Here is an 18,619-nt window from a genome sequence, read left to right as displayed (position 1 = left end):
CGATGTATTTGACCTGCCGCAAAGCGGGCATTTTCTGAATAGTCTTTTCATGCGCCGGAGCAATGGGATAAGCGAACTTCATGACATTGACTGTGACGGATCTGGGCGTGGCCCGCGGCGGCATCCCGGTGCTGGAGGGCCTGAGCTTTGCGCTGGAGCCCGGCAAGGCACTGATCCTGCGCGGTCCCAATGGCATCGGTAAGACCACGCTGCTGCGCACTGTTGCAGGCCTGCAGCCGCCGCTGAAAGGGCGGGTTGAAGGCGCTGAGGACCAGATTGCCTATGCCGCCCATTCCGACGGTCTGAAGCCAACGCTGAGTGTGGCGGAAAACTTGATGTTCTGGGCCAGCGTCTTTGGCCGCAACGGCATTGAACAGGCGCTGGACGGATTCGACCTGCAAACTCTGCGCGACCGGCAGGCCGGTGCGCTGTCTGCAGGCCAGAAACGCCGCCTTGGCCTCAGCCGGATGCTGGTTACTGGCCGTCCCATCTGGATCATGGATGAGCCGACAGTGAGCCTCGATGTAAACTCCGTTGCAATGTTCGCAGAAGCTGTGCGCGCGCATCTGGGGCAGGGCGGTTCTGCCCTGATTGCCACCCACATCGACCTGGGACTGGAGGCAGAGGTGCTGGATGTCGGCCCCTACAAGGCCAAGCCGCCGGAGATCGACGATTTTGACGGAGGCTTCCTGTGATTGCGCTTCTCCTGCGGGATCTTAAGCTCGCCTTCCGGGCGGGCGGCGGTTTTGGCCTTGGCCTTGCGTTCTTTCTGATCGTGACCGTGATGGTGCCGTTCTCTGTCGGGCCGCAATCAGAGCTGCTGGCCCGCATCGCCCCCGGCGTTTTGTGGCTGGGCGCGCTGCTGGCCTGCCTTCTGTCGCTCGACCGCCTGCTGGCGCTGGATTGGGAGGACGGCTCGCTCGACCTGCTGGCCACCGCGCCGCTGCCGCTGGAAAGCACCGTCACCATCAAGGCTCTGGCCCATTGGATCACCACCGGCCTGCCGCTGGTGCTGGCCGCACCTGTGCTTGGCGTGCTGCTGAACCTGCCGGTGCAGGGCTTCCAGTGGCTGGTGATCTCCCTGCTGCTGGGTACGCCTGCGCTTTCTGTTATCGGCACCTTTGGCGCCGCACTGACCGTGGGGCTGAAGCGCGGCGGCCTGCTGATGTCCTTGCTGGTGATGCCGCTCTACGTGCCGACGCTGATCTTCGGCTCCGAGGTCGCCCGCCGCGGTGCGGAGGGCATGGCAGTGCAGACGCCACTGCTGCTGCTGGCCGGCATCTCCGCCGCCTCCATCGCCCTGCTGCCCTTTGCCAGCGCTGCTGTCCTGCGCGTCAATTTGCGCTAGGACATTTGCCGGACCCGTGAATTGAGAAACCCGAGAACAAGAGCTAAATAGCCACCATGTCGATCTGGGAATACGCCAACCCGAAGAAGTTTCTGGCCACCTCCGAGAAGGTGATGCCGGCCCTCTGGGTCAGCTCAGCGGTGCTGATCACCGTTGGCCTTGTCTGGGGTTTCTTCTTTACGCCGGATGACTACCGGCAGGGCTCCACCGTCAAGATCATCTTCCTGCATGTGCCCTCGGCGCTGATGGCGATCAATGCCTGGTTCATGATGCTGGTCGCTTCGCTGGTCTGGGTGATCCGCCGGCACCATGTCAGCGCATTGGCTGCCCGCGCGGCAGCCCCCATTGGCGTGGTAATGACCGTGATTGCACTGATCACCGGCGCAATCTGGGGGCAGCCGATGTGGGGCACCTGGTGGGCCTGGGACCCGCGGCTGACTTCCTTCCTGGTGCTGTTCCTGTTCTACCTCGGCTATATCGCCCTGTGGGAGGCGATCGACAACCCGGACACCGCCGCGGATTTGACCTCGATCCTGTGCCTGGTGGGCTCGGTCTTTGCCGTGCTCAGCCGCTATGCGGTGAACTTCTGGAACCAGGGGCTGCATCAGGGCGCGTCGCTGTCGCTTGATGAAAAAGAGAATGTGCATGATGCCTTCTCCTCGCCGCTCTATGTCTGCATGGCGGGCTTTGTGCTCTTGTTCCTTGCGCTGGTGCTTTACCGCACCGGAACTGAAATCCGCGCCCGCCGCATCAAGGCTTTGATGGCGCGCGAACGGCTGGAGGCGTGATGCCTGATCTTGGAAAATACGCCGACACGGTGCTATCGGCCTATGGCGCCTCGCTGCTGCTGCTGGTTGCGCTGGTGGTGCTGACAATCCTACGCGGCCGCAAGGTCCGCCGGGAGATGGAAAACCTGGAAACCCGGATGAAGCGCAATGGCTAAGATTTCACCGCTGATGGCGGTTCCCGGAGTGGTGTTTGCAGGTTTCGTCGGCCTGGCACTGGTGGGCATGTTCCGCGAGGATCCGAACAGCCTGCCGTCTGCCCGCGAAGGCCAGCCCGCGCCACCGGTGGTGCTGGACGAATTTCCCGGCAAGGAAATGTTCAGCGACGAAACCCTGCGCGACGGCACCGTGAAACTGGTGAACTACTGGGCCAGCTGGTGTGCACCCTGCCGGGCAGAGCATCCGAACCTCGAAGCACTGTCCAAGGAGGGCATCCCGGTCTACGGCATCAACTACAAGGACCAGCTGGCCAATGCCGAGGCTTTCCTGAACGAACTGGGCGACCCCTACACCGCGATCGGCCGGGACGAAAAGGGCCGGATGGCAATTGACTGGGGCCTCTACGGCGTGCCGGAGACCTATGTGGTGGACGGCAACGGCAAGATCGTCTTGCGCTTTGCAGGCCCGATCACCCAGCGGGTGATCGACAGCACCCTGCGCCCCGCGATGGAGAAGGCCGCAGCTCAGTAAGCGGTCTGCGGGCTTTCAACAGGGGCGGCCAAGGTGAAACTGCTCAGTTCAGGCTCAATGGCGCACATTTCATAGACCCGATCCAGCTGCTCCTGCTTGGACCGCCAAATCAGGTAGTCGCTGAAAGAGTCGTTATCTTTCCATTTTTGGAAGACTGCGATTTCGTTCCGGTCCTGAGCCAGCAGGATCTCGGCCTGCAAGCATCCCGCGTGCCTGCGGACTTGTTCCACCATCTGTTGGACAAGCGCAGCCAGCTCTTCGAATTTACCGGACCGGGGGTGCAATCCAATGATTACCGCTTCAGTCATTGAAGCCTCCGGTGTTTGTGAGTGCCGGAATGGTCCCAGCAACTTGGAAATTTTTGGTAAATTTACGGAATCAGCTCAGGCGAAGATGCTGAAATTCAGGTCCAATCCAGTGCCCAGCCATATGCCGTGATCGCGGTGATCGGCCAGGTCGTCGCCGGTTTCCGGGTGGGCAAAGACGATCAACCCATCCCGGTTCAGCGCCAGCCACGGCAGCAACCCGCTGAATTGCTCCGGCGTTGCTGCCAGCTGGCAGGACCACATCGGATGCGGGCCAACGGTCTTCTCATGCACGCGGCCCATTTGCACGCCAAACTCGTCTTCAGCTTGCTGGCACAGGCGGCGGGCCTGATCCACTGTGGCAGCGTCAAAATAGATGTGGGCGTGGTAACCAGTGATGCTGTTTGTCTGTTTCATAGCTGCAATTTTCCAGTGATTTGCACCGCTGGCAATGCGGTGTATCCGAACAATGTCTGTGCAGCAGTCAGCTATGGAACAGAGTAGGTGCGGAAGTCCTGTTCCCGGCGCATGGTGGCGCTGCGAGCGTCCAAATCACCCCGCTCGGCGCGCCAGTTGAGGTAACGCTCCAGATGCTCCGATGTTTCCCATAAATGGAACACCGCGATTTCGAAGCGGTCCCGGTTGATGCCGGCATAGGCTTCTATGCAGCCGGGATATTCCCGGGTGCCCGGCAGCATTGCTAGGACAGCCGCTGCATGGTCATCAAAAGTGTCTATGTCCGGATAGACGACTAGGAAAGCGGCCTCTTTCATTCTCGGGGCATCAGCCTTTCCTCGCCTGCGTTTTGTTTAAACATGTATTTAAAATATAGGTTTGCACAAGCAAGCACGGCCACACAACCAGTAAAGATCCTGCTGATCTCACGTTAAGATTGTATCCGGGATACTGGATTCCGCAAGCCGGAAACCTGTCATCGCAAACGGGTTTTCCGGCAGTCTATGGCACAAAAAAACATGCACCCCGCGGGGTGCATGTTCAAAAGCTCGGGTCTGGCAGGTCTTACGACTTGGCCAGATTGCGCAGCACGTAGTGCAGAACGCCGCCGTGTTCGATGTATTCGATCTCCGGAGCGGTATCGATGCGGCACTTCAGGGTGATCTCCTTCACCGAGCCGTCGGCAAAGGTGATCGAGCAAGGCACTTCCTGCAGCGGCTGGATGGTGTCCAGGCCGCTGATCGAGACGGTTTCCTCGCCGGTCAGCCCCAGCGACTTGCGGGTGTCGCCAGCGGTGAACTCGAACGGGATTACGCCCATGCCAACCAGGTTGGAGCGATGGATGCGTTCAAACGACTCGGCGATCACCGCCTTGACGCCCAGCAGCGCGGTGCCCTTGGCCGCCCAGTCGCGCGAGGAGCCCGCGCCATACTGTTCGCCGCCGAACACCACCAGCGGGGTGCCATTGGCCTGATGCGCCATCGAGGCGTCGTAGATCGAGGTCTGTTCGCCGTCGGGGCCTTTGGTGTAGCCGCCCTCGACGCCGTCCAGCATCTCGTTCTTGATGCGGATGTTGGCGAAGGTGCCGCGCATCATGATCTCGTGGTTGCCGCGGCGGGAGCCGTAAGAGTTGAACTCACGCGGCTGCACCTGGCGCTCCAGCAGATACTGGCCTGCCGGCGTGGTGGTGGCAAAGGAGCCGGCGGGGGAGATGTGGTCGGTGGTAACCATGTCGCCCAGAACCGCCAGAACCTTGGCGTTCTCGATGTTCGAGATGGTGCCCGGTTCATGCCCCATGCCCTGGAAGTAGGGCGGGTTCTGAATGTAGGTCGAGGTCGCGGGCCAGTCATAGGTTTCCGCGTCTGTGGTCTCAACCGCCTGCCATTTCTCGTCGCCCTTGAAGACGTCGGCGTATTTCGACTGGAACGCCTCGCGGGTGACGGTGGAGGCCACCAGATCGGCAACTTCCTGGGTCGAGGGCCAGATGTCTTTCAGGTAGACATCGTTGCCGTCCTTGTCCTGTGCGATCACGTCGGTTGCCAGGTCGATGTCCATGGTGCCGGCAAGCGCATAAGCGACCACCAGCGGCGGCGAGGCCAGGTAGTTGGCGCGGACGTCAGGCGAAATGCGGCCTTCGAAGTTGCGGTTGCCCGACAGCACAGAGGTCGCCACCAGATCACCCTCGGCAATCGCCTCGGAGATCTCCTGCTGGATCGGGCCGGAGTTGCCGATACAAGTGGTGCAGCCGTAGCCCACCAGGTTGAAGCCGACCTTGTCCAGGTCCTCCTGCAGGCCTGCGGCCTCCAGATAGGCGGACACCACCTGCGAACCCGGTGCCAGCGAGGTCTTGACCCAGGGCTTGCGGTCAAGGCCCAGGGCGGCCGCCTTGCGCGCGACCAGGCCGGCGCCGATCATCACATAGGGGTTGGAGGTGTTGGTGCAGGAGGTGATCGAGGCGATCACGACCTTGCCCGATTCCATGGTGTAGTCTTCGCCCTTGACGGCGACTTCCTTGCCCATCGGACGCTTGAAGGTCTCTTCCATCTCCTGGCGGAAAGCGGCCTTGGCGTTGGTCAGCGGCACATAGTCCTGAGGGCGTTTCGGGCCGGAGATGGCCGGAACGATGCTGCTCATGTCCAGCGACAGGGTGTCGGTGTAGACCGGCGCATAATCGGCGCCGCGCCAGAAACCGTTTTCCTTGGCGTAGGCTTCGACCAGTGCGATGCGGTCTTCGTCACGGCCGGTATTGCGCAGGTAGCGCAGGGTTTCGTCGTCGATCGGGAAGAAGCCGCAGGTGGCGCCGTATTCCGGCGCCATGTTGGCGATGGTCGCACGGTCTGCCAGCGGCAGACGGTCCAGGCCCTCGCCGTAGAATTCGACGAATTTACCGACCACGCCCTTGGCGCGCAGCATTTCGACGACCTTCAGAACCAGGTCGGTGCCGGTGGTACCTTCGACCATCTGGCCGGTCAGTTCAAAGCCGATGACCTCGGGGATCAGCATGGAGATCGGCTGGCCCAGCATTGCGGCCTCAGCCTCGATGCCGCCAACGCCCCAGCCCAGAACGGCAGCGCCGTTGACCATGGTGGTGTGGGAGTCGGTGCCGACCAGCGTGTCCGGGTAGGCGACTTCGTCACCGTTCTGGTCCACGTCGGTCCAGACGGTCTGCGCCAGGTATTCCAGGTTCACCTGGTGGCAGATGCCGGTGCCCGGCGGCACAACGCGGAAGTTGTTGAACGCGTTCTGGCCCCACTTCAGGAACTGGTAACGCTCCATGTTGCGCTCATACTCGCGGTCCACGTTCATCTGGAACGCGCGCGGGTTGCCAAACTCGTCGATCATCACCGAATGGTCGATGACCAGGTCAACCGGGACCAGCGGGTTGATCTTGGCAGCAGAGCCTTTCAGGCCGACGATGCCGTCGCGCATGGCGGCCAGGTCGACAACGGCGGGAACGCCGGTGAAATCCTGCATCAGCACGCGGGCAGGGCGGTAGGCGATCTCACGCGGGTTCTTGCCGCCGTTGGCGCCCCATTCGGCAAAGGCCTTGATGTCGTCGGTGGAGACGGAGAAACCGCCGTCCTCGAACCGCAGCATGTTTTCCAGCACCACTTTCAGCGCGGCAGGCAGCTTGGAAAAGTCGCCAAAGCCGGCCTCGGTGGCGGCGGGAATGGAGTAATAGGAGATCGACTTGCCATTGACGCTGAGCGTTTTGCGCGCCTTGGCATTGTCCTGTCCGACGGTGATAGGCATGGTTGGCCTCCCTCAAGAATTTGTAACCGGGGAATTCGCTGCCTGCTAAATGCATGAGGAAGATGAAGCATTCAATAGCCCAAACGCCGCAGGGGCCACTTTTGTATGCAATAGTACACATTTTTTGATTTAAGCTGCCTCGCGCCACGCTCAAAAATGATTGATTGGCCTGTTTGCCGGCACATCTTTAGACCTGAAGCCTACCAAACAGAGAAAGCGATTCATGAGATTCCTGGCGCCGATCGCGGCTGTAGTTGCACTTGCCTTGCCCGTTTACGGCCAATCCGCAGATGAGCCTGTGGTGGTTGAGCTGTACACCTCGCAAGGCTGTTCTTCCTGCCCGCCCGCCGATGCGCTGCTGCATGAGCTTGCCGCACGCGAAGATGTGCTGCCGCTGGCGCTGCATGTGGACTACTGGGATTACATCGGCTGGAAGGACGAATTCGCAAAACCCTCCCACACAAAACGGCAGAAAGGCTATGCCCACCAGGGCGGCCGCCGGATGATCTATACGCCGCAAATGATCATCATGGGGCAGGACGATGTGGTCGGGGCTGATGCGATGAAGGTGGAGGATGCAATCATCCGCCACCAGAAACAGCCGCGGCCCGTTGCGCTGACTGTGGCCCGCAGCGGCGGGGACGTGGTGATCCGGCTGCAACCAAAGGTGCAGATGCCCGAAGGCCGCCTGCTGGTGCAACTGGTGCGCTACACACCGAAGCGGACCGTCAGCATCAAGCGTGGAGAGCTGGCCGGGCGGACGCTCAGCTATGCCAATGTGGTCGAAGACTGGCAGGTCGTGGCAGAGTGGGACGGGGCAGGCGGCCTTGAGGTCGCGGTCCCTGCGCCCGTCGGCAAGCCAGCTGCGGTTCTGGTGCAGGCTGCTCCGTTTGGCCCGGTCATCGCGGCGGCGCGAGTGGACTGACGTTCCGCGTCAGTCCGCAGCAGAGCTGGTCTGCCTGGCGGCTTTACCTACAGGCACATAAGGTTTCCAGCGGCGGTGGATCCAGAACCACTGGCCGGTATGCTTGCGCACAATCGCTTCCAGATCCGCGCTCAGCGCCTTGCTCATCGTCAGCGGGTCAGAAGGCGGCACTTCGGCATTCATCACGATCTCGAAGTCCAGACCGTTTTCCTGCCGCACCGCATAGACCGGGATTAGCGCCGCGCCGAATTTCAGTGCCAGTTCCGCAGGCACGGTGGAGGTGACGGCAGGCTTGCCGAAGAAGTCGATCAGTTCGCCGCCCTGGGCGTGCAGGTCGGTGACGATGGCGGCAATGCCGCCCTTCTTCAAATGACGCACCAGCTCCACCATGCCGCGCTTGCCCTGTTCGAACATCAGGTCGTGATTGGCCTTCATGGCTTCGACATAATGTTCGTTGAAATAGGGGTTGGCCATGCGCCGGTAAAGCGACCCCATCTCGTGGCCGCGGGCGACCAGGGCCGCGCGGGCGGCATCGTAATTGCCGAAATGAGCGGTCGCCAGCAGCACCGGGCGGCCTGCTGCGCGGGCGTCTTCCAGCGCCTTCAGGCCCGGCCCGGTGATCGGCGCCTTGCGGGCACGCTCAAAGAATTCCTTGCCAGCGTAAAGCTCTGCAATCATGCGCCCGGCATTGTTGCTGACGTCCCTGTACAACTGGTCTGCGTCCAGTTCTGACAGTTCCGGGCTGACCAGTTTCAGATTGTCGCGCACCCTTTTGTGAAATCCGGCGGCACGCCCCATGGCGGTGACCAGCCGGCCCATCATCGGCACCCGAAGCCGGTAGGGCACCAGCCCGGCACCCAGAAGAAGGCCGCGCAGAAACAGGTTGCTGCCAAAGTATTTGACATGGCTCCAGGTGGAGAGCTCGGAAGGATCTGCGGGCATGGCGTCTGGATGGCTGCGGCGCGGAACTGCGCCTGGAAGCCTGCATCATACGCAGTGGCGCCGGCAGGCACAAGCAGCTCCAGCGGGCTGAAAGGCTGCGCAACTGCCAAGGCCGGCTTGCAAAGCTGTAGCCGTGCGAGGTGTCAGCCGTTGTCTTCCTCGTCTTCTTCCACCGATTTCAGCTCGATCTCTCCCGTCGCGACCAGATCGCGCATGGCACCGATTATCAGGCTGAAGGCGGCTTCGCCGTCGCTGCGCTTGACCCTGCCGCGCTCTGCAACTTCCTCGCGGATGTTGTCTGCCATCCGGCTCGACATGTTCTTGAGCAGGAATTCCGAGGTGGCCACGTCTTCCTCGTCGGTAGCAAAGGCGATTGCGGTCACCAGATCGGGCTGCGACAGCACCCGGATCAGCTTTGGCACGTCCAGCGGCTTCATCCGTTCGGCAATCAGCGCATAGGTAAAGATAGCCTTGCGCACCGAGACAGCGAAATCCTCGTCCTCTTCGTCCAGCGCGGTCAGCACCTCGTCGCGCTTGGCGGCGGCGGCTTCGGTCAGGACAGCGCCCAGGCGCTGGCCAGGGGTTTGGTCAAAGGCGAGATCAGGCCGTGCCTCGACCTGGGCGGCCAGCGACAGGCCGATGCGGTCCACGGTGTCCGGCGTTACATTGGCGGTTTGGCTGACGGCATAGGTGATGCGGCGGGCCACTGGTCCGGGCAGGTGGATCAGCATCTGCGCGGCCTTGGCAGTGTCGAGTTTGGACAGCAGAACTGCAGCCACCTCGGTGCTTTCGGCCTCTGCCAGCCCGGCCAGATCTTCGGGCGGCAGCTGTTTCAGCCGTTCCCAGGGGTCGCCGAACTGGCGCACCCCGGCTTCGCGGCGCAGGCGGCTGTGGGTGTGGCGGCTGATCTTGCCTTCCATCGCGTTCAATGCGCCGGCCAGGCCGTTGGGGAAATGCAGGCCGACATTGTCCAGCAGATCGGCAAACTCGCCCGCCACCGCATTCAGCGTTTCGCGGTCGACAATACGCATCCGGCCCATCTGTTGGGTCAGCTCCAGCTGCAGGTCGTCGGGCAGTTCTTCCAGCGGGATCTCGGCGCCTTCATTCAGCAGCAGCCGGACGATGATGGCAGCCTTGGCCTTGCCGCTGAGGCTGGCAGCCGCGGCCGGGTTTGCGACCGCGCCGCCGCCCATTCCACCACCCATGCCGCCGCCGAGGCCGCCTGCATCCAGGCCGCCCATCGGGGCGGGCGCGGCGAAATCGCCCATGTCCAGGCCGCCCATTCCGCCCATGTCGCCCCCGCCCAGATCCATCGGAAGCGCCAGCATATCGTCTTGAGGCATTCTCGCACCCTAACAAAAGATTCTTCTCAATCGTTGTGGGCAGGATAGGCCGCAAGCCGTAAAGAAAGACTGAAGCCTAGTAGCTGTAAGAGGTGCCCGTCTCCAGCGCGCTGCGCAAGGAGGCCTCAGCCCAGCTGCCGTCACCGCCGCGGGCGCGGATTTCCTTCCACTGTGCAAGAGCTGCGCCGTATTTTCCCTGTACGACAAAGCCTTGGCCCATGTAGGAACGTGCCAGGATATTGTCCGGGTCCTGCGCCAAGGCCTGATCATAATAGGCCTGCGCCAGATCCAGGTTGCCAAGTTTGCGGTGGGTGAAGCCCCAGTAGGTCAGCACCATGCTGTCGGTCTGATCGGCCATCGCGCTCAGCACTGCCTGGGCATCTTCCTGACGGCCGGCATAGGCAAGCTCGCGCGCCGCACCCAGCAGCCCTTCCTGGTTCAGCGACGACTTCCGCGGCCGAACACAGCGTTTCTTCTCCTCATCCCAGACGCGTTTGCCCTTGCAGGTCTTGGTGGTCTCGGAAGGTTTCGGAGGGTTCCAGTCGTTGCCGCTGGCGGCAAGGGCTGCAACCGGCAGGGTCAGGGCGGCGGCCAGGGCGAAAATACGCATGTCTCGTGCTCCAAATGCAAAGTTTGGCCCAGTTTAGCCGCAGAACCCGGGTTTGGATCTGTATTTTTGTTCACAAAGGCGTTTGTGTCCGCGGAACAAAAACGCCCCGCCGGAAAGGCGGGGCGTCTGGAGTTTTCAGGTCAGAACGTCTTACTCGCCGAAAACACGCTTGAAGATCGTGTCGACATGTTTGGTGTGGTAGCCCATGTCGAATTTCTCGTTGATCGCCTCTTCGCCAAGGGCGGCAACCACATCCGCATCAGCCAGCAGCAGCTCGCGGAAATCGACGCGCTCCTCCCAGACCTTCAGGGCGTTGCGTTGCACCATGGCATAGGCGTCCTCGCGGCTGACGCCGGCTTGGGTCAGCGCCAGCAGCACCCGCTGCGACATCACCAGGCCCGGGAATTTGTTCATGTTGTCCAGCATGTTCTCCGGGAACACCAGCATCTTGTCGACAACACCGGCCAGACGGTGCAGGGCGAAGTCGAGGGTGATGGTCGCATCCGGGCCGATGCCGCGCTCGACGGAGGAGTGGGAGATGTCCCGCTCATGCCACAGCGCCACGTTCTCCATCGCCGGGATCACCGCCATGCGCACCAGGCGCGCAAGGCCGGTCAGGTTCTCGGTCAGTACCGGGTTCTTCTTGTGCGGCATCGCCGAGGAGCCCTTCTGGCCCATCGAGAAGAATTCCGCGCCTTCCAGCACCTCGGTGCGCTGCATGTGGCGGATTTCAACAGCGACGTTCTCGATCGAGGAGGCAATCACGCCGAGGGTGGCAAAGAACATCGCGTGGCGGTCGCGCGGGATCACCTGGGTGGAGATCGGCTCCGGGCGCAGGCCCAGCTGCTCGCAGACGTGCTCTTCAACCGCCGGGTCGATGTTGGCGAAGGTGCCCACCGCGCCGGAGATCGCGCCGGTGGCAACTTCCCAGCGGGCCTTTTCCAGGCGGTTCTTGTTGCGGTCCATTTCCGCATAGAAGCGGGCAAAGGTCAGGCCCATGGTGGTCGGCTCTGCGTGAATGCCGTGGCTGCGGCCGACTCGCACGGTGTTCTTGTGCTCCAGCGCGCGTTTTTTCAGCGCCGCCAGCACCTTGTCCATGCCCTCCAGCAGAATATCGGCGGCGCGCACCAGCTGCACGTTCAGGCAGGTGTCCAGAACGTCCGACGACGTCATGCCCTGGTGCACGAAGCGCGCTTCCTCAGAACCGACATGCTCCGCCAGATGGGTCAGGAAGGCGATGACGTCATGCTTGGTGACGGCCTCGATCTCGTCGATGCGGGCGACGTCGAATTCCACGTCCTTGGCTTTCCACACCGCGTCGGCGTTCTCGCGCGGGATCACGCCAAGGTTGGCCATGGCTTCGCAGGCATGCGCCTCGATCTCGTACCAGATCTTGAATTTGGTCTCGGGCGACCAGATTGCGACCATCTCGGGGCGGGAATAGCGGGGGATCATGGGCGGAGGCACCTTTATGTGATTGCGCAGCAGATGCCCGGCCTCTTAGATCAGCAAAGGCAGGACAGCAAGGCTGGGAGAGGGACATGAGGCAGATTGCCCTGATGATTGCGTTATCATCTGCGGTTTCGCCGGTTTGGGGCGGAGAATGGCGGGTTTTGAACGGTGAAGAAGCGCAGGCGGCGCTGGAAGGCCGACGGCTGGTCTATGGCAGCGGCGCCTGGCAGGAATTCCACGTCTCGGGCCGGACGCTTTATAATGCGGGCCATGACAGCTGGGGCTACTGGGGTGTGCGGGACGGCAAATACTGCTCCACCTGGCCGCCCTCGGACCTGTGGGCCTGTTATGCGCTGGAAAGTGACGGCGAGGCCATTCGGTTTGTTGGGGAAGGCGGTGACATCACCACCGGACGGTACGCTGAGACTGCAGAGTGAGCCAGCGCGCTGATCCGCACGCTGCAAACCGGATAGTACACAGCGGATGCGAGCAGCCGTATAGAAGGGATTAGCTGCCCCGTAAATGCGCCAGCAACTGCGCGTTGCGGCAGTAGGATGGCGCCTTCGCCAGCTCTGTTGTCTCCCGCTGCAAGTCACTGCAACCGTCCTGATTGCGGCAGGTGCTGCAGCGCAGGACCGCGCGCATGTATTTTTGGCCCTGCACTTGCGGATCGCCAGCAACCATTTCACCGTAGTCGATGCCCAGCCGGCTGGCCATGCCCTGCACCAGATCACTGCTGCGCCCGAGTTTTGCAAAAAGTCCCATGTATCTCCTCCCATGCCCGGCAGCCGCCAGGGTGGACACAGCATGAAGGGGAACGCGGGGCGGAACTTTGATGTGGCGCAAATTCAGAAGCAGCGAGGCTCTCCCGCCTGCGCTGCGGTCTTCGTGCGAAGAGCTGCCGCAGTTGGGCCCGGCACCGCGCATGGCGCGGTGCCGGGCCCAAGGCCGCTGATGGGGCAGGTTTCCTGCACCGTTCGGGCGCGGGAGGCCCGCCGGCGGTCCGGTATGTCAGATCGCAGGCTGCTCCGTCGCCTCCAGCCGGGTCACAACCTCGGCGCCGCTTTCCAGTGTCCGGTGCACCGGGCATTTGTCTGCAATTTCCAGCAGCCTCGTGCGCTGCTCGGCGCTCAACGGGCCGCAAAGGCGCACTACCCTGGTGAACTGATCGATCTTGGCAGGCCCCGAAGGTAAAGCATCCTGCGCATGCACCTTGTCATGGCACACATCAACGCTGATCCCTTCCAGCGGCCAGCCCTTGCGGCGGGCATACATGCGAAGGGTCATCGAGGTGCAGGCGCCCAGGCCCGCAGCGACAAACCCGTAGGGCGACATGCCGCGGTTGGTTCCGCCGTAGGCCAGCGGCTCATCTGCAAATGCGTGGTGGTAGGGGCCGGATTGCACGTCCTGCAGGAAACCCTCCGGGTCCGCCTCTGTCACCCTCAGGATGCCCTCCGGCGCACCGGGCGGCGGCGCGGGCGGCGCCATTTTGACATAGCGCCCGGCCCAGGCGGCGATGACTTCGGCGGCATATTCGGCGTCCGCCGCGCGGGAGATCAAGTGGTCGGCGTCATCCAGGGTGACAAAACTCTTGGGATGTTTCGCGGCGGTGAAGATCGATGCGGCATTGTCGATGCTTACGGTCTCATCCCGCGGCGCATGCAGAACCAGCAGCGCGGCCTTCAGCTCCGCAATTGCAGGCGCCAGCGCCTCAGCGTGGATATCGTCGACAAACTCCTTGCCGATCACAAACGGCCGCCCGCCAAGGCAGACCTCGGCGCGGCCCTTGGCCTCGATTTCCGGCAGGGCGGCATCGAAGTGGTGCGAGACATGGCCTGGATCAAACGGCGCCCCCAGCGTTACCACGCCTTTGACCGAAGGGATGCCCGCCCGCGCCCGCAGCACTGCAGCACCGCCCAGCGAATGGCCGATCAGCAGCGCAGGTGCCATGCTGCGCGCCGCCAGATACTGCGCCGCCTTGATCAGATCCGCCACGTTGGAGCTGAAGGTGGTGTTTTCAAACTCGCCCTCGGAATGCCCCAGCCCGGTGAAATCAAACCGCAAGACCGCAATCCCCATTGCCGCCAGCCGTCCGGCAATCCGCCGCGCTGCGGGAATGTCCTTGGAACAGGTAAAACAATGGGCAAACAGCGCGGTCGCCAGCACCGGCCCCTCAGGCAGGTCGAGGCGGGCAGCAAGAGTGTTTCCGGCGTGGCCGGTGAAAGTGATCCGTTCCGTGGGCATGGGCGTGGCCTTTGTTAGGTGTTCCGCATAGATTGAGCGCTTGGATGGCCACTAACAAGGCAGCAAGCCGGAACGTCACGGGAAGGTGAAGGCAGATGAGCAGCAGCGTCCTCTCAGGTATCGGATGTTACAGCCCGCAAACCGCGCGCGACCGCAGCATGTGGCAGCGCCTGACGGATTTCTGCACGGGCGAGCCGCAAGCCTTTGACCGCAATCCGGAAACCGGGCACGTGACCGGTTCGGCCTTTGTGCTGTCAGCGGACAGAAGCAGCGTACTTCTGACCCATCACAGGAAGCTCAACCGATGGTTCCAGCTGGGCGGCCATTGCGACGGCATCGCCGACGTGCCGTTTGTAGCGCTGAAGGAAGCTTATGAGGAAAGCGGGCTTGTGCGCATCAGGCCGCTATCGGCGCAGGTGTTCGACGTCGATATTCACGAAATCCCTCAGAACGCAAATGAATGCGCGCATTTGCACTACGATGTGCGTTACCTGTTTCACGCTGAGGCGGGAGAGATTGCTGCCAGCGGAGAATCCCACGCTCTGGCCTGGGTGCCGCTCAGCCAGCTGGAAGAAGTCACAGATTCGCCCGGCGTTCTGGTGCTGCGGGACAAGCTGGAGCCTTTCCTCTCCGCGTACTGCTGAAAGGAGGCGCCTGACGGCGCCGCAGGCTGTCCCGGGCCCTCCTTGCGGGAGGGACCGGCTGTTTGGGGTCAGGCTTCGCCCAAGAGCGCCTTGTCGAACGGGTAGCTGGTCAGGTTCTCATAGCCGTCCTCGGTGATCAGCACCTGGTCTTCCAGCTTGATCGAGAAATCGCCGCCCTCAGGCGAGACCAGCGCCTCGACACACAGCACCATGCCCGGTTCCAGCTCATAGTCAAAGGCGCCCTCGACCATCTGGTCCGGATAGGCCACCAGAGGCCATTCATCGCACAGGCCGACGCCGTGCATCATGCAGCCGTATTTCTGCTTCTGGAACTGGTCGTCCAAGGGGTGGCAGCCGCGCGACAGCTCCTGAATGTTCACACCGGGCTTCAGCATCTCCATGTTGTGGCGGATATGCTCCAGCCCGTGCTGCATGGCATAGATCATGTCGGGCCGCGGCTTTTCATCGCCGACCCACCAGCTGCGCGAGATGTCGATACAGATCCCGTAGGAGCCGACCAGATCGGTGTCAAAACTGATCATCTCGTTGTTCTGGATGATCCGGGGGCCGCATTCCTGGAACCACGGGTTGGTGCGCGGGCCGGATGCCAGCAGCCGGGTCTCAATCCATTCACCGCCGCGGCGGATGTTTTCCGCGTGCAGCACCGCCCAGACGTCATCCTCTGAGATATTGCCGCCAGGCACTTGTTCACGCGCGAATTTTTCCATTGCGGCCACCGCGGTTTCGCAGGCGTGATGGGCGCAGCGCATCGCCAGGATCTCGTCCGGGCCTTTCACCGCGCGGCATTTCTCAGTCAGTTCCTCACCGGGGAAGATCTCCAGGCCCTGCGCCTCAAGTGCGCGCAGTCCGTGCAGCATCACCTTGTCCACCGCCAGCCGCTTGTTGCTGCCGCTGTGCTCTTCTATCAGGATGCGCACTTCGTTGGAGAACTTGTCGGCGGCCACGTCGATCTTGTCGCCGCGGTCGAAGTAGAACAGATCGGCGCCCGCACGCTGTTCGCGCACCAGCGGGTTGAATTCGCTGAGAAACGGCGACTGCTTGTAGTCCCACAGCACCATGTAACCGTCAGCGCAGATCAAAAGCGCCCGGAACGGGTTGTGGGTGTTCCACAGCTGCATGTTGGTGCTGTCTGTGGCGTAGCGGATGTTCAGTGGATCGAACACCAGGAGGCCGCCATAGCCGCGGTCATTGATGAAACGCGTCAGCCGCTCCCAGCGGAAACTGCGCAGCGCCTGCAGGTCGGGCAGCTGCAGCCCGGCTTCGGCCCATTCGCCAAAAGCCAGCTGAGTCGGGCCGATCTCCACCCGGTCATTGTCGTTCGGGGTGTTGTCGCCCAATTTGGCGCCGCGGGTCGGGTCGATCTTGCGGATGTCGCGGTAATGCTCGTTCATGCCGGGAAGTCCTTGCTGCACAGTCCTGTACAATGTGCAGCAAGGGGCAGGGCGGATTCGCCGCTGAAAGCGACGGATTCAACCGTCGTTTCTGACCAAACAAGGGGGGACGCGGACCGCAACGGGCCTTTGTCAGCTAAGCGGCTGCTCAGGTCCTACGGCACCAGCGGCCGGGCGGCCTGCACCATTCCGGCGCTCTCCAAGAACAGGAACAGGGCGGTCAGAAGCAGCAGGTGGCTGATGAAACGCAGGCGGCGCGGGCCGGTCAGCGACAGCGCTGCCAAGGCCGAGGCCTGCAGCTGGCGCCCCCAGTTGCTGCGCAGGCCCGAGGCCGAAACAGAGGCGCGCAAACCTGCCCAGGACTTGCCGGATGCCGCCGCAACAGCATGAGCTGCCTTGCGCATTCTCGCTTCCTGAAAGGCAAGGTCGCAATGGGCATCCAGTGCGCGCGCTGTCTGGTCCACCGGGGTAAAGCAGTCTCTGCCGCGGGGCCGGGGCTGCACGCTCCGGGCCATCTGCGGAACCGACGCAGCTGCATCGGACGCGGCAGCCGGCACCGCGGCAACAGGCTGCTCAGCGCTGCGGGATTGGGGATCAAAGGCGCTCAGAAACTGTTCGCAGGTCAGGGCAACTTCGGTGTCGAGCCATTCGACAAAAGCAGCCTCTACCCTATCCAGGAGCCGCCGCAATGTTTCTGCCAAGAGCAGTTCAGAAATCTCCTGATCGCAGTAGCCGGGGTAAACCGGGGACAGCGACAATTCCAGCAGCGCCGAGGGCTGCATGACGCTGCCTGGCAGCTTGGCTGTCCGGCGCAGGGGAACCCGGCGCAGGCGCACGGTCACCAGGTAGTGATCGCTTTGCAGCCTCGCGGTGTTTTCCGCACGGGCCTCAATCGTTTCTGCCGGGTGGCCGAAGTCATCCAGCGTGTCGACAACTGCTGTCACCGCATCCGAAAGGGTTTTGCTGTCGCGGCTTTCCAGCCCAAGCCGTCCTGTATATTGCACGTTCTCTGCCACTGTCCGGATCCTCCATTCAGGGTGCCGTCAGAGAAACAATAAAATTTGAACTAGTTAAAAGTGGGGCGGGCCTGGACAATATTCTGAGCCCGGGCGCGCCGGACCGCGTTGAATTGCGGCAGGATGCATCGCTCTGAATTTAAACAAATAATTTGGAAATTCCCCGTGTCCGGTGGCTGGATTGCGGCTCAACTGTGGCGGCTTGCGGTCACATTGATGCCCCAAGGCCTACAATGACGCGGGAATCGCACCGACTGTTTTTCACCCTTGGGACGGAAACGCCCAGCGCCCGCCAAAGGGCGGGCGCTGAAACTTACAACCGTTGCTGGCCAGGTGTGCTCAGCCGTCGATCTGGCGACCCATGATCGCCAGCGACTGCTGGTACACGGTGGCGGCATTCCACTCCTTCAGAACCCGGTAGTTCGGCTCGCCCTGCTGGTAGCCCTTGCCGGGTTTCCAGCCCTTCTGGCGCAGGTAGTTGGCGGTGGAGGCGAGCGCATCGCCCATGTTGTAGAAATCGACCCTGCCGTTGCCGTCCCAGTCGACCCCATACTGCAGCGCATTGCCGGGCAGGAACTGTGTATGGCCCAGTTCGCCGTGTTTGGCGCCAAGCGTGCCCGGCGTGATGGCACCCTGATCCACCAGCTTCAGCGCCCCCAATGCGTGCGGGCGGAAGAAATCGGAGCGGCGGCAGTCATAGGTCAGCGTGACGATGGCGGACACCACCTGGCTGTCACCCATGTAATTGCCAAAGGCGGTTTCCATTCCGTGGATGGCAATCAGCACACCTGCCGGCACACCGTATTTGCGTTCAAGCGCGGCATAGAAATCCCGATTGCGCGCCTTGCGCTTGCGGCCCTGCGCCACGATGGTGGCGGAGCCGCGGATCTGCATGAATTTTTCCAGCGAGTATTTGAAGCTCTTTTGATTGCGGTCAGCCGAAATGGTGCGTCGCGCATATTGCGCATTGGCTAGCGCCTGCAGTCCCGCCTTGCGCACGCCCGCCCGCTGGGCCTCGGCGCTGAACGCCTGTTTCCAGGCATCAAACCCGGCAGAGGTATTGCCGCAGGTGGCGGCAATAGCAGGGGAAGCAAGCAGGACGGAAATCAGGGCAGGGGCCAGCAGACGGCGCATGAAGTAATCTCTCGAAATGTGACTCGTGACTTGCAGCCTAACGCGCCGGCAGCGCATGTCT

Annotated in this window: 21 protein-coding genes; 8 read left to right on the top strand and 13 right to left on the bottom strand. The window is 62.3% G+C overall.

Annotation, left to right across the window (positions count from 1 at the left end):
- Positions 1–80: 80 nt before the first annotated feature.
- From ccmA to RA24_RS03925, 5 genes are read left to right on the top strand one after another with little or no spacing between them, the layout of a single operon-like run.
- The gene (gene ccmA, locus RA24_RS03945; RefSeq protein ID WP_039146346.1) at positions 81–695 is read left to right on the top strand and encodes a heme ABC exporter ATP-binding protein CcmA; all 615 of its coding nucleotides are present in this window, start codon (positions 81–83) and stop codon (positions 693–695) included.
- Positions 692–1,348 (top strand): heme exporter protein CcmB, encoded by a 657-nt coding sequence (gene ccmB, locus RA24_RS03940; protein WP_039169910.1) that lies wholly within the window; start codon positions 692–694, stop codon positions 1,346–1,348. The genes ccmA and ccmB overlap by 4 nt, the downstream gene beginning before the upstream one ends.
- Before the next feature lie 56 nt (positions 1,349–1,404).
- Positions 1,405–2,136 carry a heme ABC transporter permease gene (locus RA24_RS03935; RefSeq protein WP_039146341.1) on the top strand — a complete coding sequence of 244 codons (732 nt, stop codon included), beginning with the start codon at positions 1,405–1,407 and terminating at the stop codon, positions 2,134–2,136.
- Positions 2,136–2,291, top strand: coding sequence for a heme exporter protein CcmD (gene ccmD, locus RA24_RS03930; protein WP_020424454.1), 156 nt, complete (start codon positions 2,136–2,138; stop codon positions 2,289–2,291). Before RA24_RS03935 ends, ccmD begins: the two co-directional genes overlap by 1 nt.
- Positions 2,284–2,823 (top strand): DsbE family thiol:disulfide interchange protein, encoded by a 540-nt coding sequence (locus tag RA24_RS03925; protein WP_039169917.1) that lies wholly within the window; start codon positions 2,284–2,286, stop codon positions 2,821–2,823. The genes ccmD and RA24_RS03925 overlap by 8 nt, the downstream gene beginning before the upstream one ends.
- On the opposite strand, the gene RA24_RS03920 is transcribed toward RA24_RS03925, so the two are convergent.
- The 4 genes from RA24_RS03920 to acnA form a co-directional block, all read right to left on the bottom strand.
- Entirely contained in the window at positions 2,817–3,131 is a 315-nt protein-coding gene (locus tag RA24_RS03920) for an antibiotic biosynthesis monooxygenase family protein (RefSeq protein WP_039189980.1), read from the bottom strand. The two genes, RA24_RS03925 and RA24_RS03920, sit on opposite strands and share 7 nt — an antisense overlap.
- A gap of 75 nt (positions 3,132–3,206) precedes the next feature.
- A complete protein-coding gene (locus RA24_RS03915) occupies positions 3,207–3,545 on the bottom strand; it encodes a DOPA 4,5-dioxygenase family protein (RefSeq protein WP_039189978.1) in 339 nt (112 codons plus the stop codon).
- Positions 3,546–3,616: 71 nt separating this feature from the next.
- A complete protein-coding gene (locus tag RA24_RS03910) occupies positions 3,617–3,901 on the bottom strand; it encodes an antibiotic biosynthesis monooxygenase (RefSeq protein ID WP_039146330.1) in 285 nt (94 codons plus the stop codon).
- Between the two features lie 247 nt (positions 3,902–4,148).
- Complete coding sequence (gene acnA, locus RA24_RS03905; protein WP_039189976.1) at positions 4,149–6,836, bottom strand: aconitate hydratase AcnA; 2,688 nt, start codon at positions 6,834–6,836, stop codon at positions 4,149–4,151.
- Between the two features lie 223 nt (positions 6,837–7,059).
- Here acnA and RA24_RS03900 point away from each other — a divergent pair, with 223 nt between their 5' ends.
- The gene (locus RA24_RS03900) at positions 7,060–7,761 is read left to right on the top strand and encodes a DUF1223 domain-containing protein (protein WP_019295463.1); all 702 of its coding nucleotides are present in this window, start codon (positions 7,060–7,062) and stop codon (positions 7,759–7,761) included.
- A 9-nt stretch (positions 7,762–7,770) separates the two neighbouring features.
- Here the strand turns inward: RA24_RS03900 and RA24_RS03895 are convergent, their stop codons facing one another.
- The 4 genes from RA24_RS03895 to purB form a co-directional block, all read right to left on the bottom strand.
- Complete coding sequence (locus RA24_RS03895; RefSeq protein ID WP_019295464.1) at positions 7,771–8,703, bottom strand: lysophospholipid acyltransferase family protein; 933 nt, start codon at positions 8,701–8,703, stop codon at positions 7,771–7,773.
- 143 nt (positions 8,704–8,846) lie between these two features.
- Positions 8,847–10,046, bottom strand: a complete 1,200-nt coding sequence (locus tag RA24_RS03890) for a flagellar motor switch protein FliG (RefSeq protein ID WP_029204743.1) — start codon at positions 10,044–10,046, stop codon at positions 8,847–8,849.
- A gap of 76 nt (positions 10,047–10,122) precedes the next feature.
- Positions 10,123–10,656: a tetratricopeptide repeat protein gene (locus RA24_RS03885; RefSeq protein WP_019295466.1), complete on the bottom strand. Its 534-nt coding sequence runs from the start codon at positions 10,654–10,656 to the stop codon at positions 10,123–10,125.
- Positions 10,657–10,806: 150 nt separating this feature from the next.
- Positions 10,807–12,111: an adenylosuccinate lyase gene (purB, locus tag RA24_RS03880; RefSeq protein WP_019295467.1), complete on the bottom strand. Its 1,305-nt coding sequence runs from the start codon at positions 12,109–12,111 to the stop codon at positions 10,807–10,809.
- A gap of 86 nt (positions 12,112–12,197) precedes the next feature.
- Here purB and RA24_RS03875 point away from each other — a divergent pair, with 86 nt between their 5' ends.
- A complete protein-coding gene (locus tag RA24_RS03875) occupies positions 12,198–12,545 on the top strand; it encodes a hypothetical protein (protein WP_039189974.1) in 348 nt (115 codons plus the stop codon).
- A gap of 70 nt (positions 12,546–12,615) precedes the next feature.
- Here the strand turns inward: RA24_RS03875 and RA24_RS03870 are convergent, their stop codons facing one another.
- Positions 12,616–12,873 (bottom strand): DUF6455 family protein, encoded by a 258-nt coding sequence (locus RA24_RS03870; RefSeq protein ID WP_039189973.1) that lies wholly within the window; start codon positions 12,871–12,873, stop codon positions 12,616–12,618.
- 246 nt (positions 12,874–13,119) lie between these two features.
- Complete coding sequence (locus RA24_RS03865) at positions 13,120–14,352, bottom strand: bifunctional alpha/beta hydrolase/OsmC family protein (protein ID WP_039189971.1); 1,233 nt, start codon at positions 14,350–14,352, stop codon at positions 13,120–13,122.
- Positions 14,353–14,447: 95 nt separating this feature from the next.
- Between RA24_RS03865 and RA24_RS03860 the strand changes: the two genes are divergently transcribed.
- Positions 14,448–14,996, top strand: a complete 549-nt coding sequence (locus tag RA24_RS03860) for an NUDIX hydrolase (RefSeq protein WP_039169939.1) — start codon at positions 14,448–14,450, stop codon at positions 14,994–14,996.
- Positions 14,997–15,064: 68 nt separating this feature from the next.
- Here the strand turns inward: RA24_RS03860 and dddP are convergent, their stop codons facing one another.
- The 3 genes from dddP to RA24_RS03845 form a co-directional block, all read right to left on the bottom strand.
- Positions 15,065–16,408, bottom strand: coding sequence for a dimethylsulfonioproprionate lyase DddP (dddP, locus tag RA24_RS03855; RefSeq protein ID WP_039189969.1), 1,344 nt, complete (start codon positions 16,406–16,408; stop codon positions 15,065–15,067).
- 155 nt (positions 16,409–16,563) lie between these two features.
- Positions 16,564–17,412 (bottom strand): hypothetical protein, encoded by an 849-nt coding sequence (locus tag RA24_RS03850; protein ID WP_152612410.1) that lies wholly within the window; start codon positions 17,410–17,412, stop codon positions 16,564–16,566.
- A 351-nt stretch (positions 17,413–17,763) separates the two neighbouring features.
- Positions 17,764–18,558: a lytic murein transglycosylase gene (locus RA24_RS03845; RefSeq protein ID WP_019295474.1), complete on the bottom strand. Its 795-nt coding sequence runs from the start codon at positions 18,556–18,558 to the stop codon at positions 17,764–17,766.
- Positions 18,559–18,619: the final 61 nt, after the last annotated feature.

The organism is Leisingera sp. ANG-M6 (assembly GCF_000813905.1).
Taxonomy (GTDB): domain Bacteria; phylum Pseudomonadota; class Alphaproteobacteria; order Rhodobacterales; family Rhodobacteraceae; genus Leisingera.
Note: the sequence above shows the minus strand (reverse complement) of the source record. Positions and strands in the feature narration are given on the sequence as shown.

Excerpts from the sequence above, each read along its gene's own strand:
- ccmA (WP_039146346.1), top strand. The coding sequence starts at position 81 with ATGACATTGACTGTGACGGATCTGGGCGTGGCCCGCGGCGGCATCCCG.
- RA24_RS03935 (WP_039146341.1), top strand. The coding sequence starts at position 1,405 with ATGTCGATCTGGGAATACGCCAACCCGAAGAAGTTTCTGGCCACCTCC.
- ccmD (WP_020424454.1), top strand. The coding sequence starts at position 2,136 with ATGCCTGATCTTGGAAAATACGCCGACACGGTGCTATCGGCCTATGGC.
- RA24_RS03925 (WP_039169917.1), top strand. The coding sequence starts at position 2,284 with ATGGCTAAGATTTCACCGCTGATGGCGGTTCCCGGAGTGGTGTTTGCA.
- RA24_RS03920 (WP_039189980.1), bottom strand. The coding sequence starts at position 3,131 with ATGACTGAAGCGGTAATCATTGGATTGCACCCCCGGTCCGGTAAATTC.
- RA24_RS03915 (WP_039189978.1), bottom strand. The coding sequence starts at position 3,545 with ATGAAACAGACAAACAGCATCACTGGTTACCACGCCCACATCTATTTT.
- RA24_RS03910 (WP_039146330.1), bottom strand. The coding sequence starts at position 3,901 with ATGAAAGAGGCCGCTTTCCTAGTCGTCTATCCGGACATAGACACTTTT.
- acnA (WP_039189976.1), bottom strand. The coding sequence starts at position 6,836 with ATGCCTATCACCGTCGGACAGGACAATGCCAAGGCGCGCAAAACGCTC.
- RA24_RS03900 (WP_019295463.1), top strand. The coding sequence starts at position 7,060 with ATGAGATTCCTGGCGCCGATCGCGGCTGTAGTTGCACTTGCCTTGCCC.
- RA24_RS03895 (WP_019295464.1), bottom strand. The coding sequence starts at position 8,703 with ATGCCCGCAGATCCTTCCGAGCTCTCCACCTGGAGCCATGTCAAATAC.
- RA24_RS03890 (WP_029204743.1), bottom strand. The coding sequence starts at position 10,046 with ATGCCTCAAGACGATATGCTGGCGCTTCCGATGGATCTGGGCGGGGGC.
- RA24_RS03885 (WP_019295466.1), bottom strand. The coding sequence starts at position 10,656 with ATGCGTATTTTCGCCCTGGCCGCCGCCCTGACCCTGCCGGTTGCAGCC.
- purB (WP_019295467.1), bottom strand. The coding sequence starts at position 12,111 with ATGATCCCCCGCTATTCCCGCCCCGAGATGGTCGCAATCTGGTCGCCC.
- RA24_RS03875 (WP_039189974.1), top strand. The coding sequence starts at position 12,198 with ATGAGGCAGATTGCCCTGATGATTGCGTTATCATCTGCGGTTTCGCCG.
- RA24_RS03870 (WP_039189973.1), bottom strand. The coding sequence starts at position 12,873 with ATGGGACTTTTTGCAAAACTCGGGCGCAGCAGTGATCTGGTGCAGGGC.
- RA24_RS03865 (WP_039189971.1), bottom strand. The coding sequence starts at position 14,352 with ATGCCCACGGAACGGATCACTTTCACCGGCCACGCCGGAAACACTCTT.
- RA24_RS03860 (WP_039169939.1), top strand. The coding sequence starts at position 14,448 with ATGAGCAGCAGCGTCCTCTCAGGTATCGGATGTTACAGCCCGCAAACC.
- dddP (WP_039189969.1), bottom strand. The coding sequence starts at position 16,408 with ATGAACGAGCATTACCGCGACATCCGCAAGATCGACCCGACCCGCGGC.
- RA24_RS03845 (WP_019295474.1), bottom strand. The coding sequence starts at position 18,558 with ATGCGCCGTCTGCTGGCCCCTGCCCTGATTTCCGTCCTGCTTGCTTCC.